General features: G+C 63.0%; 10 protein-coding genes and 2 pseudogenes. 8 read left to right on the forward strand and 4 right to left on the reverse strand.

The features are described 5' to 3' along the window. Positions 1-8: 8 nt before the first annotated feature. Positions 9-1249 (forward strand): annotated as a pseudogene (locus MF410_RS12070) (RNA polymerase sigma factor). Here MF410_RS12070 and MF410_RS12075 read toward each other — a convergent pair. After that, positions 1217-2179, reverse strand: coding sequence for a lysylphosphatidylglycerol synthase domain-containing protein (locus tag MF410_RS12075; RefSeq protein WP_097629490.1), 963 nt, complete (start codon positions 2177-2179; stop codon positions 1217-1219). The pseudogene MF410_RS12070 and the gene MF410_RS12075 sit on opposite strands and share 33 nt — an antisense overlap. Positions 2180-2357: 178 nt before the next feature. On the opposite strand from MF410_RS12075, the pseudogene MF410_RS12080 reads away from it, so the two are divergent. The 4 genes and pseudogenes from MF410_RS12080 (at position 2358) to MF410_RS12095 (ending at position 8005) form a co-directional block, all read left to right on the forward strand. Beyond that, positions 2358-3850 (forward strand): annotated as a pseudogene (locus MF410_RS12080) (glycosyltransferase family 39 protein). Positions 3851-3988: 138 nt separating this feature from the next. Further along, complete coding sequence (locus tag MF410_RS12085; protein ID WP_097629488.1) at positions 3989-5005, forward strand: glycosyltransferase family 2 protein; 1017 nt, start codon at positions 3989-3991, stop codon at positions 5003-5005. Positions 5006-5017: 12 nt separating this feature from the next. Next, on the forward strand, positions 5018-6517 hold the full coding sequence (locus MF410_RS12090; protein ID WP_097629487.1) for a glycosyltransferase family 39 protein: 1500 nt from the start codon (positions 5018-5020) through the stop codon (positions 6515-6517). Further along, a complete protein-coding gene (locus MF410_RS12095; RefSeq protein WP_097629486.1) occupies positions 6518-8005 on the forward strand; it encodes a glycosyltransferase family 39 protein in 1488 nt (495 codons plus the stop codon). Between the two features lie 6 nt (positions 8006-8011). On the opposite strand, the gene MF410_RS12100 is transcribed toward MF410_RS12095, so the two are convergent. After that, positions 8012-9379 carry an aspartate aminotransferase family protein gene (locus MF410_RS12100; protein ID WP_097629485.1) on the reverse strand — a complete coding sequence of 456 codons (1368 nt, stop codon included), beginning with the start codon at positions 9377-9379 and terminating at the stop codon, positions 8012-8014. Positions 9380-9459: 80 nt separating this feature from the next. Here MF410_RS12100 and MF410_RS12105 point away from each other — a divergent pair, with 80 nt between their 5' ends. Beyond that, a complete protein-coding gene (locus tag MF410_RS12105) occupies positions 9460-10812 on the forward strand; it encodes a glutamine synthetase family protein (protein WP_097629484.1) in 1353 nt (450 codons plus the stop codon). Positions 10813-10831: 19 nt separating this feature from the next. Here MF410_RS12105 and MF410_RS12110 read toward each other — a convergent pair whose 3' ends face one another. Then, positions 10832-11776 carry a diacylglycerol kinase family protein gene (locus MF410_RS12110; RefSeq protein ID WP_097629483.1) on the reverse strand — a complete coding sequence of 315 codons (945 nt, stop codon included), beginning with the start codon at positions 11774-11776 and terminating at the stop codon, positions 10832-10834. Positions 11777-12076: 300 nt separating this feature from the next. Between MF410_RS12110 and MF410_RS12115 the strand changes: the two genes are divergently transcribed. After that, positions 12077-13294: an MFS transporter gene (locus MF410_RS12115; RefSeq protein WP_131711782.1), complete on the forward strand. Its 1218-nt coding sequence runs from the start codon at positions 12077-12079 to the stop codon at positions 13292-13294. Here the strand turns inward: MF410_RS12115 and MF410_RS12120 are convergent. Next, positions 13213-13668, reverse strand: coding sequence for a helix-turn-helix domain-containing protein (locus tag MF410_RS12120; protein WP_097629481.1), 456 nt, complete (start codon positions 13666-13668; stop codon positions 13213-13215). The genes MF410_RS12115 and MF410_RS12120 overlap by 82 nt on opposite strands. A 104-nt stretch (positions 13669-13772) precedes the next feature. Here MF410_RS12120 and MF410_RS12125 point away from each other — a divergent pair, with 104 nt between their 5' ends. Continuing rightward, complete coding sequence (locus MF410_RS12125; RefSeq protein ID WP_097629480.1) at positions 13773-14786, forward strand: zinc-binding alcohol dehydrogenase family protein; 1014 nt, start codon at positions 13773-13775, stop codon at positions 14784-14786. Positions 14787-15018: the final 232 nt, after the last annotated feature.

The following is a 15018-nucleotide window of genomic DNA, read 5'->3' on the forward strand; positions in this document are numbered from 1 at the left end:
GTGCCAGATTGGAAAACGTGATCGACGAGATCTACCGAACACAGTCGCGCCGGGTGCTGGCGACGCTGATCCGCCTGCTCGGCGATTTCGACCGGGCCGAGGAAGCGCTCCACGACGCCTTTGCCGCGGCCGCCAAGACATGGCCGGCGGACGGCATTCCCGGCAACCCCTTCGCCTGGCTGGTCTCGGCGGGCCGCTTCAAGGCAATCGACACGATCCGGCGGCGGGCGCGTTTCGATGCTTCGCAGCACCACATCGAGGACAGCCTCTACACGCCCGAGGCAACTTACATCAGCGACATGGAACCGATCGAGGACGACATGCTACGGCTGATTTTCACCTGCTGCCATCCCGCCATTCCTGCCGATGCGCAGATGGCAATGGCGCTTCGGGAAATCTGCGGACTGACCACCGAAGAAATCGCCCATGCCTTCCTCGTGCCGGCACCGACGATTGCCCAGCGGATCGTCCGCGCCAAAGGCAGGATTCGGGCTGAGAAGATCCCCTACGAGGTGCCGGGCCACGAGGCGCTGCCGCAGCGGCTCGAGCAGGTTCTGCACGTGATCTACCTTGTCTTCAACGAGGGCTATTCCGCTTCTTCGGGCGAAGACGTGGTCCGTGCCGACCTGACCGCAGAGGCAATCCGTCTGGCACGGCTGCTTCTGGCGCTGCTGCCGCATCCCGACGTCTCCGGCCTGCTGGCGCTGATGCTGCTGCAGGAGTCCCGCCGCACCGCCCGCAGCAGCGAGCGGGGGCGCTGGTGCTGCTTGCCGATCAGGACCGCTCGCTCTGGGATCATGCGAAGATTGGGGAAGGCCTGGCGCTGCTTGCCGAAACAATGAGAGCGGGAGAGATCGGCAGCTATACGCTGCAGGCGGCGATCGCCGCCGAGCATGCCAGGGCACCGGTTGCGGAAGAGACCGACTGGCGGCGGATCGCCTTCTACTACGATCTGCTTCTGACGGCCCAGCCCTCCCCGATCGTCGAGCTCAACCGCGCCGTGGCGATCGCGATGGCGGAGGGGCCGGCGAAGGGGCTGGAACTGATCGACGCCATTCTGGAGCGCCGGGAACTGCAGACCTATCATCTCGCCCATTCGGCGCGCGCCGATTTCCTGCGCCGCCTTGGCCGGAGGCAGGAGGCGATCGCAGCCTATGAGAAAGCGCTGTCGCTCTGCCGGCAGGAGCCGGAGCAGGTCTTCTTAAGAAAGCGGATTTCAGAGCTTGCCGCGACGCCCGAGCGGCAGTGAGATCGCCGTGCCGGTGAGCGCCGAGACGATGATCAGCAGGTGGGCATTGACGCTGGCCTGGGCGAGCGCGGCCAGGGCCAGCCGCTCGCTCGAAGCCCCGAGAGCAATGGCGCCGGCGGTGATGCCGGCCGGATAGGTGCCGACGCCGCCCGGCGCATGGACCGGCAGCACGGAGGAAAGCTCGCCGCCGAGCGCGCCGCCGAAGCTTGCCGCCATCGGCAGCACGCCCATCAGGCCGAGCGCCCAGGCCAGCACCATGACCTTTACCAGCCAGTTGACGATGGTCATCGCCCAGGCGCGCGCAAAGGCGACGGCATCGAGCGGCAAACCGTTTTCGATCTCGGCGACGAATTTCCGCGCCTTTTCCGGCAGCAGCCTGGCAGCGAGGCGCAGCAGCGGCTTGCGGGCGGCAAAGGCTGCGACCGGCAGCAGCAGAAAGCCGGTCCAGAGCGACCAGGCAACGATCGGATCGGCGGAGGCGATGGCAAAACCGATGCCGGCGGCAGCGACAAGCGCGTGCAGGTCGAGCAGCCGCATGACGAGGAGTGCCGAAGTTGCACGCGTCAGCGGAATGCCGAACTCCGAGCGCATCAGCAGTGGAAAGCTGGTCTCGCCGGTGCGGAAGGGCAGCATGATGTTCAACAGGTTGTGGATCTGCGTGACGCGGAAGAGGACGGCGAACCGGCCGGCCGTCTCCTTCGGAAAGTAGTCATAGATGCGCCAGGTGCGCAGGAAATAGGTGCTCGTCAACAGCACCAGCGCGCCGATCACCGGGCCGGCGCCGACATCGGCCCACTGCCGGATAATGACGGGCCAACCCCAGAACCATTGGATGAAGAGGGCATAGGCTGCGACAATGACGACCGTCAGCACCGTCATGCGATTGCGCATAAACCAGGATTGCCGGCTTTCAACGATCGAACTCTTCATGTAGTAGGCATTCCTCGCTTGGCGTCGGCATCGGCCCCGTTCGCCAGGCCTTTTAGGAGAAATGACGGTTGCGCACAACGGCGGAGTTGATGGGCGATGGCGGCGAACACGCTTCCCCGCCGACGATCCGAGCGCTGACCGCTAAATCACTCGCCTTGCCGGCTTGACGTGGAGATCGATGTTGGAGCGGATTACCAGAAACATTCCGAGCGCAAGCCTTTTTCTGGCAGCCTATTTCCTGCTCAATATCGCGCTTCGCATCGCCTTGCCGCATACGCTCGATCTCGACGAGGCCGAGCAATCCTTCTATTCGCAATACCTGCTTGCAGGCTACGGCCCGCAACCGCCGTTCTACAACTGGATCCAATATGCCATCGTTTCGGTGACCGGCATATCGATGTGGGTGCTCTCGGTCCCGAAGAACATCATTCTCTTCGGCTGCTATGTATTCTATGGGCTTGCCGCCCGCGAGGTGCTGAAGAACCGTTCGCTCGCAGCCGTCGCCATGCTGAGCCTGATTACGCTGCCGCAGGTGGGTCTGATGGCGCAGCGCGAATTGACACATACCGTCGCGCTCTTGTTTGCGACCTCGCTCTTCCTCTTCGGTTTTTTCCGTACACTGCGCCAGCCGACGATTACAAGCTTCCTGGTCATCGGCATCGCCACCGGCATCGGGCTGATCTCGAAATATAATTTCGCCATCCTGCCGGCCTCAGCGCTCATCGCCGTGCTGCCGGACCGTGAGTGGCGCAGCCGCCTCATCGACTGGCGCTTGCTGCCGGCGATCGTCGTCGCCATCCTGATCGTGCTGCCGCATGCGCTCTGGCTGCCCGACAATCTCCTCAGCGCCTCTGCGCCGACACTGGAGCGGATGACCGCCGAACATGTGGCGCCTGCAGGCATCCCCCGTATCGGACAAGGACTATTATCTCTCCTCATCGCCGTGCTCGGCTTCGTCGCATTGCCGATCGTTCTGCTTGCCGCCGCCTTTCGGCGGGATTTCTTTCGCGCGCTGTCCTCGTCCAGCCCGATGATCCGGGTGATCGAGCGGATGATGCTCGTCAGCCTGCTCGCTTTCGTCGGCGTGATCCTCGTCGCCGGCGCAAGCGATATTCACGAGCGCTGGCTCGACCCCTGCCTGCTCGTCCTGCCGATCTATCTGTTCCTGAAACTGAAAACCGCAGATGTCGATCTTTCCGCCGGCCTTGCGCGCTTCCGCCCCGTCGTACCGGTGTTCATGGTGATCATCCTGTCGATCCTTCTCTTCCGGATCATCGGCATTCAATACATCGGCACCTATACGAGAACGAACGTCCCCTTCGCCGGCTACGTCGCCGAACTGACCGCGACCCGCAAGCCGGTTCTCATCGTGGCTGGAACCAAGTTCGTCGCCGGCAATATGAAGCTTCAACTACCCGATGTTCCGGTGGTGATACCGTTCTTCCCGGGTTCCGGGGTTCCCGAATATGCGACGGCGAAGGGGCCGGTGCTGGTTATCTGGCGCGGCGAGACCGCAGATGACCCGACAATTTCCCCGGCTTTGCCAACGATCTGGTGAGATCGGGCATTCATCTGCAGGAGTTGAACACGCTGACGCTGCCCTATCTCTTCGGTGACGGCAAACGCAGTTTCTCCATCGGTTATTCCTGGGTGGAGGGGGGCGCGAAATAGCGTTCCCACAGGTCGGCCGATTGCGGGGAAACCGGCATTGTCCGCTGGCAACCGGCGGACACTTCATGTACTAGCCTTCCGCAAGCGCGGCGGCGGCAGTAAAGATTGCCTGGCCGTCCGGCCTTTTGGAGATGAAAGTTGCAGACAACCGTAGAGCCCATGCGCGGTACGACTGATCCGGTACAATCGCTCGAGCTGTCGCTGGTCGTGCCCATTTTCAACGAAGAGGAAAGCGTCGGTCCGCTCGTCGAGCGCGTCGTGGCTGCGATGGCCGGCTATCCCCATCACTGGGAGTTGATCCTCATCGACGACGGCAGCACGGATGCGACGCTCGTCAACGCCCGCAAATTCGTCGGACGCGAAGGGCTGGCGCTCAGGATCGTCGAGCTGCAGCGCAATTTCGGCCAGACCGCCGCCATGCAGGCCGGTATCGACACCGCCCAGGGCCGCCTGATCGCAACGATGGACGGCGACCTGCAGAACGATCCGAAGGACATTCCTTCGATGGTCGCCGAATTGGAACGGCGTGAACTCGACCTCCTGGTGGGATGGCGCAAGAACCGCAAGGACGGTCTGTTCCTGCGTAAGATCCCATCCTGGTGCGCCAACTACCTGATCGGCCGCATCACCGGCGTCAAGCTGCACGATTACGGCTGCAGCCTGAAGATCTATCGTGCCTCGATCATCAAGCAGGTGAAGCTGATGGGCGAAATGCACCGCTTCATCCCGGCCTGGGTGGCGGGCGTCGTCCCGAGCTCGCGCATCGGAGAGATGGCCGTCACCCACCATGCCCGCGAGCACGGCGTTTCGAAATACGGTATCTCGCGCACCTTCCGCGTCATCCTCGACCTGTTGTCGGTGATGTTCTTCATGCGCTACAAGGCCCGGCCCGGGCATTTCTTCGGCTCGCTGGGACTTGGCCTCGGCGCGGTCGCCATGCTGATCCTCCTCTATCTCGGCTTCGACAAGTTCATCATGGGCAACGATATCGGCACGCGCCCGATGCTGATGGTCGGCGTCGTGCTGCTGCTGTCGTCGGTGCAGATGATCACAACCGGCATCCTGGCGGAGATGATCGCGCGCACTTACTACCGCGACGATGCCTCGCCGAACTATATCGTGCGGCAGATCTTCGACGATCGAAGCCAAGCCTAAGCCGGCAGCACGATGCTGGAGCGCGCGACGAGGACGATCAAAACCGCGGGCCTGCTGCTTGCGGCCTATTTCGTGCTCAACATCGTGCTGCGCATCGCGCTTCCGCATTCGCTGGAGCTCGACGAGGCAGAGCAATCCTTCTTCTCGCAATATCTGCTGGCGGGCTACGGCCCACAGCCGCCCTTCTACAACTGGATGCAATATGCCGTCGTTTCTGTGACGGGCATGTCGATCGGCGCGCTGATCGTGCCGAAGAACATCCTGCTCTTCCTGTGCTACCTTTTTTACGGCCTTGCCGGGCGCGAAGTCTTAAAGGATCAGGCGCTTGCCGCCATCGGCATGCTGGCGCTGATCACCCTGCCCCAGGTCTCCTTTATGGCCCAGCAGGATCTGACCCACACGACGGCGCTGCTCTTTGCCAGCGCATTGTTTCTCTACGGCTTCTTCCGCACGCTCGACCGGCCCGCTATCGGCAGCTATCTGCTGCTCGGGCTTGCCACGGGCATCGGGCTGATCTCGAAATATAATTTCGCGCTGATGCCGGCCGCTGCCTTGATCGCCATACTCCCGGATGCCGAATGGCGGCGCAGGGCGATCGACTGGCGCATGCTGGCGGCGATCGCCGTCGCGCTCGTCATCATCCTGCCGCACGCGATCTGGCTGCGGGACAATCTCGCATTCGCATCCTCCGATACTCTGGTGAAGATGGCCGCCGGCAACGAACCGGCCGGCATCGCGCGAGCCGGCAAAGGCCTCATCGCCTTTGTCGTCGCCATCATCGCCTTTGCGGCCCTGCCGGTCGCCATCTTCGCCGCCGCTTTCCGCCGGGATTTTGTTCGTGCCGTTTCGGCCGGCAACCGCTGGACCCGGATGATCGAGCGGATGATGCTCGCAAGCCTTGCCGGCATCGTTCTCATCGTGCTCTTCACCGGTTCCACCACCGTGCGCGAGCGCTGGCTCGACCCGTTCCTGCTGGTGCTGCCGATCTATTTCCTGGCGAAGATGCAGGCTGCCGGCATCGACCTTTCCGCGGGGCTGCGCCGCCTCCGGCCGGTACTGCCCGTGCTGATGGCTTGCGTGCTGATCGCGCTCGGCCTGCGTGTCGTCGGCGCCGGCCTGTTCGGCGTCTACGCGAGGCCGAACGTGCCGATGGCGGGCCTTTCCCGCGAGATGACGCGGCAGGCGGAACCGGCGCTGGTGATCGCCTCGGACACCTATATCGGCGGAAACATGCGGCTGCAATTTCCCGATGTGCCGGTGATCATCCCGGATTTTCCGGCACCGGGCATTCCCGCCTATGCCGAGGCGAAGGGACCGGTGCTGGTCGTCTGGCGCGGCAAGAAGACGGCGACGGCCGCCGATGCGGTCATGCCGGAACGGTTTTCGTCGGCACTGGCAACGGCGGGCATTGCGTCGCAGGAGATCGGCTCGCTGTCGCTTCCCTATTATTTCGGCCGCCAGGGCGATAATTTCGCGCTGGGCTATGCCTGGGTTCAGCCGGGGACCAGATAGATGACCGAAACCGACAGCCGCGACATCCGCTGGATTTTCGTCCTGCTGGCCGCCTATTTCGTGCTTCAGATCGGCGTGCGGCTGGCGACCTCGCATTCGCTCGATCTCGACGAGGCCGAACAGGCCTTCCGCTCGCAATGGCTTGCCGCCGGCTACGGCCCGCAGCCGCCCTTCTACAACTGGCTGCAATACACCGTCTTCCAATTTACAGGCGTGTCGCTTGCCGCACTTTCGGTGGTCAAGAACCTTCTGCTGTTCATCTCCTATCTGCTGTACGGCTTGACCGCACGGCTCGTCCTGCGCGACAGGGCGCTGGTGGCGATATCGACGCTGGGGCTGCTGACCATCCCGCAGATGGTTTTCGAGATGCAGCGCGACCTGACGCATACAGTCGCGGTATTCTTCTCGGCCAGCATCTTCTTCTACGGCTTCATCCGCAGCCTGAAGCAGCCGAGCCTTGCTTCCTATCTGATCGCCGGCATCGGCATCGGTTTCGGCCTGCTGGCCAAATATAATTTCGCAATCCTGCCGGCGGCAGCGCTGATTGCCGCGCTGGCGGATGCGCGTCTGCGGCAGCGCATCTTCGACCGGCGGCTGCTACTGACCGCTGTCGTGGCGCTTATCATCGTCCTGCCGCATCTCTTCTGGCTGAAGGACAATCTCGATTTCGCCACCGCCCGCACGCTGGAGAAGATGACCGCGAGCGGTGATGCGAGCTATTTCATGCAGGTCACCATGGGTGTCAGCTCGCTTGCTCTGGCCATCATCAGCTTTGCCGGATTGACCGTGGCGATCTTCGCCATCGTCTTCGGCAACGCTCTTCGCCCGGCGCTCACCGCCGGCTCGGAATGGACGCAGCTCATCGAGCGGATGATGCTCGTCTTCCTCATCGGCATTCTCTTTCTGATCGTCTTCGGCGGCGCGGCCGGCATCAAGGATCGCTGGCTGGTACCGATGCTCTTCATCCTGCCGCTCTATTTCTGCTTGAAGATCGAGGCCGCCGGCGTCACGACAGGTAGGGCCTTCCGGCGTTTCATGGTCGCCGTCGCCATCATCATGATCGGCGTACCGGCCGCCCTTTACGCCAGCGTCGCGGCGGCACGCTTTTCCGGTCATTACGAACGATTGAACAGGCCCTATGCCACGATGCTGGAAAGCTTGCGAAAACAGGCCGAGCCGGCGGCGATCCTCGCCGGCGACAGCCTGCTTGCCGGCAATCTCAGGCAGGATATTCCCGGCGCGCCGGTCCTCTCCGTCGATTATCCCGGTTTCAACCCCGATCTGACCGGCCGGCGACCACTTCTCCTCGTTTGGCTGATACCGCAGAAGGGCGGCAGCGAAGCACTCCCGCCTGATATGGCGCAATGGCTCCAAGCCAATCTCGGCGCATCCGCACCTGAGGGATTGGTGATCGACGTGCCCTATTTCTACAGGCGCGGCGACGACAGCTACCGTTTCGGCTATGCCTGGATCAACCAGCTGAACTGAGCGAAATCAGGATTTCAGCTCCTTCCAGGCCAAATCCAGCGCCAGCCTGGTAATCCTTGCCATCTCGTCCACCTCCGCATGGCTGATGACGAGCGGTGGCGAGGCGAGCATGCGGTCGCCGGTGGCGCGCAGCACGAGGCCGTTGGCGAGCGCGTGGTTGCGCACCAGCGCCCCGACCTGATCGGGTTTTTCAAAACGGGCGCGGGTGCTTTTGTCGGCGGCAAGCTGCAGGGCGCCCATCAGGCCGATGCTGACGGCCTCACCGACGAGATCATGATCAGCGAGCGCCGCCCAAGCCCTGCCGAAATAGGGGCCGATATCGTCGCGCACGCGTTCGACCAGTTTCTCCTCCTCGATGATGCACAGGTTTTCGAGGGCGGCGGCCGCACAGACCGGATGGCCGGAATAGGTGAAGCCGTGATTGAACTCGCCGACCTCGTTGATCAGCACATCGGCGATGCGGTCGCTGACGAGGACGCCGCCGATCGGCAGGTAGCCGGAGGACAGCCCCTTGGCTATCGGCGCGAGATCCGGCTCGACGCCGAAATGCTGGTGGCCGAACCAGGCGCCCAACCGGCCAAAACCGCAGATCACCTCGTCGGTTACCAACAGGATATTGCGCGCCTTGCAGATGCGGTCAATCTCCGGCCAATAGGTCTCGGGCGGGACGATGACGCCGGCAGCGCCTTGCACCGGCTCGGCGACGAAGGCCGCGACGTTCTCTTCGCCCAGTTCGTCGATCTTCGCTTCGAGCTCGCGGGCGACCTTGAGGCCGAATTCATCAGGCGAGAGATCGCCGCCCTCGCCGTACCAGTAAGGCTGGCCGATATGGACAATGCCCGGGATCGGCAGGTCGCCTTGCTCGTGCATATATTTCATGCCGCCAAGGCTGGCGCCGGCGACGGTCGAACCGTGATAGCCGTTCTTTCTCGCGATGACGATCTTCTTCGACGGCTTGCCGACGGCGCTCCAGTAAACACGGGCCATGCGGAACCAGGTGTCGTTCGCCTCCGAGCCGGAGCCGGTGAAGAAGATGTGGTTGAAACGCGGCCCGGCATGGGCGGTGACTTTCTGCGCTAGCAGCGTCGCCGGCGCCGAACTCGTGCCGAAGAAGGTGTTGTAATAGGGCAGCTCGTTCATCTGCCGTGCGACGGCCTCGGTGATTTCCCGGCGACCATAGCCGATATTGACGCACCAGAGGCCGGCAAAGCCGTCGAGATATTTCCTGCCGTGATTGTCGAAGATATGGACGCCCTCGCCGCGCTGGATGATGCGCGTGCCATCGGCATTCAGCTTCTTCATGTCGGCGAAGGGATGCAGGTGATGCGCGGCGTCGATCGCCTCAAGGTTCGGGGGTGGGGAAGTATCGGGCATAAGGTGAGGACCCTCGCGGATTGAAAGGCTGCTATCGATGGGATAGGAGCTTGGCCTTGTCCCGGAGGATTTTCAAGGTCATGGCGAGCGGCAGGATGGACGGCAAGACCGAGGGCGGCGACCCACGTTTCGAAATCCTGATCGTCGGCATGAACGGCGATCTGCGCGGCAAGCAGCTTCCATCAGGCGCCGAAGGCAAGGTCTGGGCCGGCGAAATCCGCCTGCCGACCTCGACGCAATCGCTCGACATCTGGGGCGACGACAATGACGACATCACCGGCCTGTCGCTGACGATCGGCGATCCGGACGGCAAGGTCATCCCCGACAGGCGCAGCCTGGCGCCGATGCCCTGGGCGCCCGAAGGCTCGATGCAGGTGCTTGCCACCATGCATGAATTCGACGGCAGCCCGAGCTTCATGGATCCGCGCGCCATCCTCGCTTCGGTGGTCGAGCGCTATGCGGCGCGCGGGCTGACGCCTGTCGTCGCCACCGAGCTGGAATTCTACGTGATGTCCGGCGACTGGCGCGAAACCGGGCGCCCTTCCCCGCCTGAAAGCCTCACCTATCGTGGCGAGCCGAACGGTTTCCAGCTCTACGACATGAGCGCAGTCGATGCGCTCGACGGCTATCTCAAGATGCTGAGGGCCTATGCGAAGGCGCAGGGACTGCCTGCGGATGCAACGACGGCGGAATTCGGCCCCGGCCAGTTCGAGGTCAACCTGCTGCATCGCCCCGATGCACTGGCGGCCGCCGACGATTGCCTCTACCTCAAGCGCATCGCCGAGCAGGCGGCGCGCCGCCACGGGCTGAAATCGACCTGCATGGCCAAGCCCTATTCCGACCATGCCGGCTCCGGCCTGCATGTGCATGCAAGCGTCATCGACAGCCAAGGCCGCAACATCCTCGACGCCAAGGGCGGCGAGCCGACGCGGCTGAAATCGGTCACGGCAGGCCTGCTCGACACGATGCGCGCAGCGCAACTGGTCTTCGCCCCCTTCGCCAATTCCTATCGCCGCTTCCAGCCGGGCTCGTTTGCACCTGTCGATCTGACCTGGGGCAACGGCCATCGCGGCACGGCGATCCGCATACCCGACAAGGACGGGCCGGCCGCCCGCATCGAGCACCGCGTCGCCGGCGCCGACGCCAATCCCTATCTGCTGCTGGCGGCGATCCTCGGCGGCATGCTGCTTGGCCTCGACGGCGAACTCGATCCCGGCGAGGAGACGACGCCCGCCCACACGCCTGCCGAGACGACACGGCTGACCCATGATTTCCTCAGCGCGGTCGAGACCTTCCGCACCTCGCCCTTCATCGCCGATACCTTCGGCGCACGCTATCAGGCGCTTTATGGCGACACCAAGCGCAAGGAAGCACTCGCGCATCTGCGCACCGTCTCGGATTTCGATTACCAAACCTATCTCCCGCGGCTCTAAAACTTGCGCCGCGGCCGACTTACGCGGCGGGCTCGCGCCGTTCGGCCTCATCCACCTGCGCTGCCAGGCCCTGCTTGACCAGAACCTTCAATTCGCCCGGATGCAGCCGGATCGAGACATTGCGTTCAAGCGGCAGCAGTTCGCCGTCCATCACGCAATTGGCCTTGGAGCGCAGTTTCGGGAAATGCAGTTGCACTTCGGCCGGGTGCATCACCATGACGTCGGCATTCTCGCGGACCTTGCCGCGCAGCATGTCGATGGCGAGGCGGGCGACACCGAGGGGCTTTAGCGGATTTGCCGTATAGAAGCCGAGTTCGCCGGTTCTGAGATTATCGGCGTAGAGCAGCGCATTCTCGCCGAAAGGATTGTTGGAGACCGAGATTGCCGACACCCAGCGGCGCTCCCGCATGCCGGCCGCCTCGAACTCGACTTCGAATTCCGGCGGATTGAACACGACACCCAAAGCCGCCTTCGTGCTCGCCCGGATCTTGCCCAGGCGGGAACGATAGCTGTAGGCGTTGCGGTAGCGCACCATGCGGGCGTGCAGGCCGGCGGAAAACTGGTGGATGAAGGGGCGTCCGTTGGCGCTGGCAATATCTACATTGTCGATCTCGCCGGTGGCAAGCACATCGAGCGCCTGCCAGATATCGAGCGGCACACGCAGCGAGCGGGCAAAAAGGTTCATAGTGCCGGCCGGCACGACGCCGAGCGCAATGCCGTTTTTCCAGGCGATCGATGCCGCGGCCGAAATCGTGCCGTCGCCGCCGCCGGCGACGATGCCGTCGATATCGTCACGCTTGGCCGCCCGCTCCATGGCGGGAATGATCTCCTTTCCGGAGAAGACGATGGCGTCGAAATCATGCCCCGCGTCGCGGAACGCCTCCTCCGCCCTCTTTTCGTAGGCCAGCATATCGGTGGTCCTGAAGGTGCCGCCGTCGCGATTGAAAAAGCCTACAAGCTTCATAAGGGCTCCCGTCCCTGGCGCGGAATTGTTCCTGCCTTTGCCTTGAGATGGTTGCGGCATCGGCGATTTCAAGCACAACCGCCTTTCCGAAGGAATGACTGAATTGCAAATATTGCAACGGACATATGCACATAGCAGGACGCTGCACTGCGAAAAATGCACTCGACGCCTGCCGGTACATCACGGATAGATCAGATATCGGAGAGATCGTCTCCACTTCCCGCCATAGACCACGATCGCCTCGCGGCCGCGCTTGCGCCTGAGGCCAATGCCAAGCAGCGACCGTCCCGAGGAGCGCTCATGAGTGAGATCGCCATCAATGATTCCATCGAAAGCCAGCCGGATGACGAGCTGCCATCGGCAACGACCGTCGCCCTGGTTCAGCTGGCGCTCGCCTGCGGCGGCTTCGGCATCGGCACCGGCGAATTCGCGATCATGGGGCTGCTGCCGAATGTCGCCGACACCTTCTCGGTGACGACGCCGCAGGCCGGCTACGTCATCAGCGCCTATGCGCTCGGCGTCGTCATCGGCGCGCCCGTTATCGCCGTGCTCGCCGCGAAAATGGCGCGCCGAACGCTGCTCCTAACGCTGATGCTGATCTTTGCCGCCGGCAATATATCCAGCGCCATGGCGCCGACCTTCGAAACCTTCACGCTGCTGCGCTTCGTCAGCGGCCTGCCGCATGGCGCCTATTTCGGCGTCGCGGCGCTGGTCGCCGCCTCGATGGTGCCGGTGCATCGCCGCGCGCGGGCCGTCGGCCGCGTCATGCTCGGCCTGACCGTCGCGACACTTCTCGGCACGCCCTTGACGACATTCTTCGGCCAGTCGCTCGACTGGCAGATCGCATTCTTCTCCGTCGGCATGCTCGGCCTGCTGACGGTAGTGCTGATCTGGTTCTACGTTCCCCAGGACAGGGTTTCCGAAGAGGCAAGCTTCCTGCGCGAACTCGGCGCCTTCCGCCGGCCGCAGGTATGGCTGACGCTCGGCATCGCCGCCGTCGGTTACGGCGGCATGTTTGCAATGTTCAGCTATATCGCCTCGACGACCACTCAGGTGGCGATGCTGCCGGAAACGGCCGTCCCGATCATGCTGGTACTGTTCGGCGTCGGCATGAATGCCGGCAATTTCATTGGCTCCTGGCTTGCCGACAAATCGCTGCTCGGCACGATCGGCGGCTCGCTCGTCTATAATATCGTCGTGCTGACCACCTTCTCGCTGACCGCCGCCAATCCCTATATGCTCGGCCTCTCGGTCTTCCTGGTCGGCTGCGGTTTTGCCGCCGGCCCGGCGCTGCAGACGCGGCTGATGGATGTCGCCGCCGACGCGCAGACGCTTGCCGCCGCCTCCAACCATTCCGCCTTCAATATCGCCAATGCGATCGGCGCCTGGCTCGGCGGCCTCGTCATCGCCTGGGGTTACGGTTTTGCCGCAACCGGCTATGTAGGCGCAGCACTTTCCTTCCTCGGCCTGTTCGTCTTCGCCGCCTCCGCACGGCTGGAGCGCCGCGCCGGCGCATAGAGCCCGTCTGACGCCATGCGCAGCTCACGCCCTTCAGGGCTGCAGAAGACGTAATCGTCGCCCCAGGCGGCGAGCGCGTCGACGACCGGCTTCAGCGTCATGCCGAGCGGCGTCATGGCATAATCGACATGCGGCGGCACGACGGGATAGACGGTGCGCGACACCAGCCCGGACTGTTCCAGTTCCCGCAGTTGCTTGGTCAGCATGCGCTGGGTGACGGCCGGCAGCTTGCGGCGCAGTTCATTGAAGCGCAGCGTGCCCTGCATCAGGTGAAAGAGGATCACCCCCTTCCATTTGCCGTCGAGAAAACCCAGCGTCGCCTCCACAGGGCAACCGGGGAAATTCTTGATGAATTTGGCGCGGGGCAACGACATTTTTACAGTATCCTTTTTGGTACTATGTACAGAATTTGTGCATTCTTGCGCTGTTTCAGCATAGTGCGCATCTAGCCTCCGTGCAAAGAACACAGGAGTTTGCCATGCGCGCCGTTGCGTACAATAGCCCACAACCCATTACCGCCGAAACCTCGCTGATCGATATCGAGCTGCCGATACCGGAAGCCCGAGGCCACGACCTGCTGGTCGAGATCAAGGCCGTTTCCGTCAATCCAGCCGATGTCAAAATCCGCGCTCATGTGGCGCCGCCCACGGACGAGCCAAGGGTATTGGGCTGGGATGCCGCCGGCATCGTGAAGGCCGTCGGCGCCGACGTCACCCTGTTCAAGCTCGGCGACCAAGTGTTCTATTCGGGCGCCCTCGCCCGCCCCGGCACGAATGCCGAATTCCATCTCGTCGACGAGCGCATCGTCGGCGCCAAGCCGAAGAGCCTCGATTTCGCCGCCGCTGCAGCGCTGCCGCTGACCACGATCACCGCCTATGAGGCGCTGTTCGATCGGCTGAAGGTGCAAGATCCGGTTTCGGGTGCGGCGCGCTCCATCCTCATCATCGGCGGCGCCGGCGGGGTCGGCTCGATCGCCATTCAGATCGCTCGGGTGCTGACCGATCTCACCGTCATTGCCACGGCGTCGCGGCGTGAAACGCAGGACTGGGTGAAGGATCTCGGCGCCCATCACGTCATTGACCATTCCAGCCCGATCGCACCGCAGGTGGCAGCGCTCGGCATCGGCGCCCCGGGCTTCATCTTCTCGACGACGAACACCGATCTCCATATCAGCGACATCGTCGAAGTCATCGCGCCGCAGGGCCGCTTCGCGTTGATCGACAATCCGAAGACCCTCGATGTCGTGCCCTTCATGCGCAAGAGCGCCTCTATCCACTGGGAGCTGATGTTTACCCGTCCGCTCTTCGAAACGCCCGACATGATCGAGCAGCACAGGCTGTTGAACAGGATTTCCGAGCTCGTCGACGCCGGCAAGATCCGCACGACACTTTCCGAAACCATTGGCCCCATCAATGCGGCGAACCTGAAGAAAGCGCATGCGATGGTTGAAACGGGCCGGATGAAGGGCAAGGCGGTGCTTGCCGGGTTCTGAGACCCGGTCGCCCGTGCAAATACCTCTCTTGGAATGTTGCATCGCGAGGTGCGACATTCTGGCGTTAAGCATTTCTCCCGCTTGACTTATTCCGCGTTCGGGACCACCTAGCATGACACGTGGATGACACTTGTCTTCCACGGATTTTAACGGAGCCATCACTCAGATGCCAAGCGACAGTAGCAGTCGATTGCCTTTGCCGTACGCGGCCCTCGTGCGCTGACCGACTCCT

The organism is Rhizobium sp. C104 (assembly GCF_022354505.1).
Lineage (GTDB): Bacteria > Pseudomonadota > Alphaproteobacteria > Rhizobiales > Rhizobiaceae > Rhizobium > Rhizobium redzepovicii.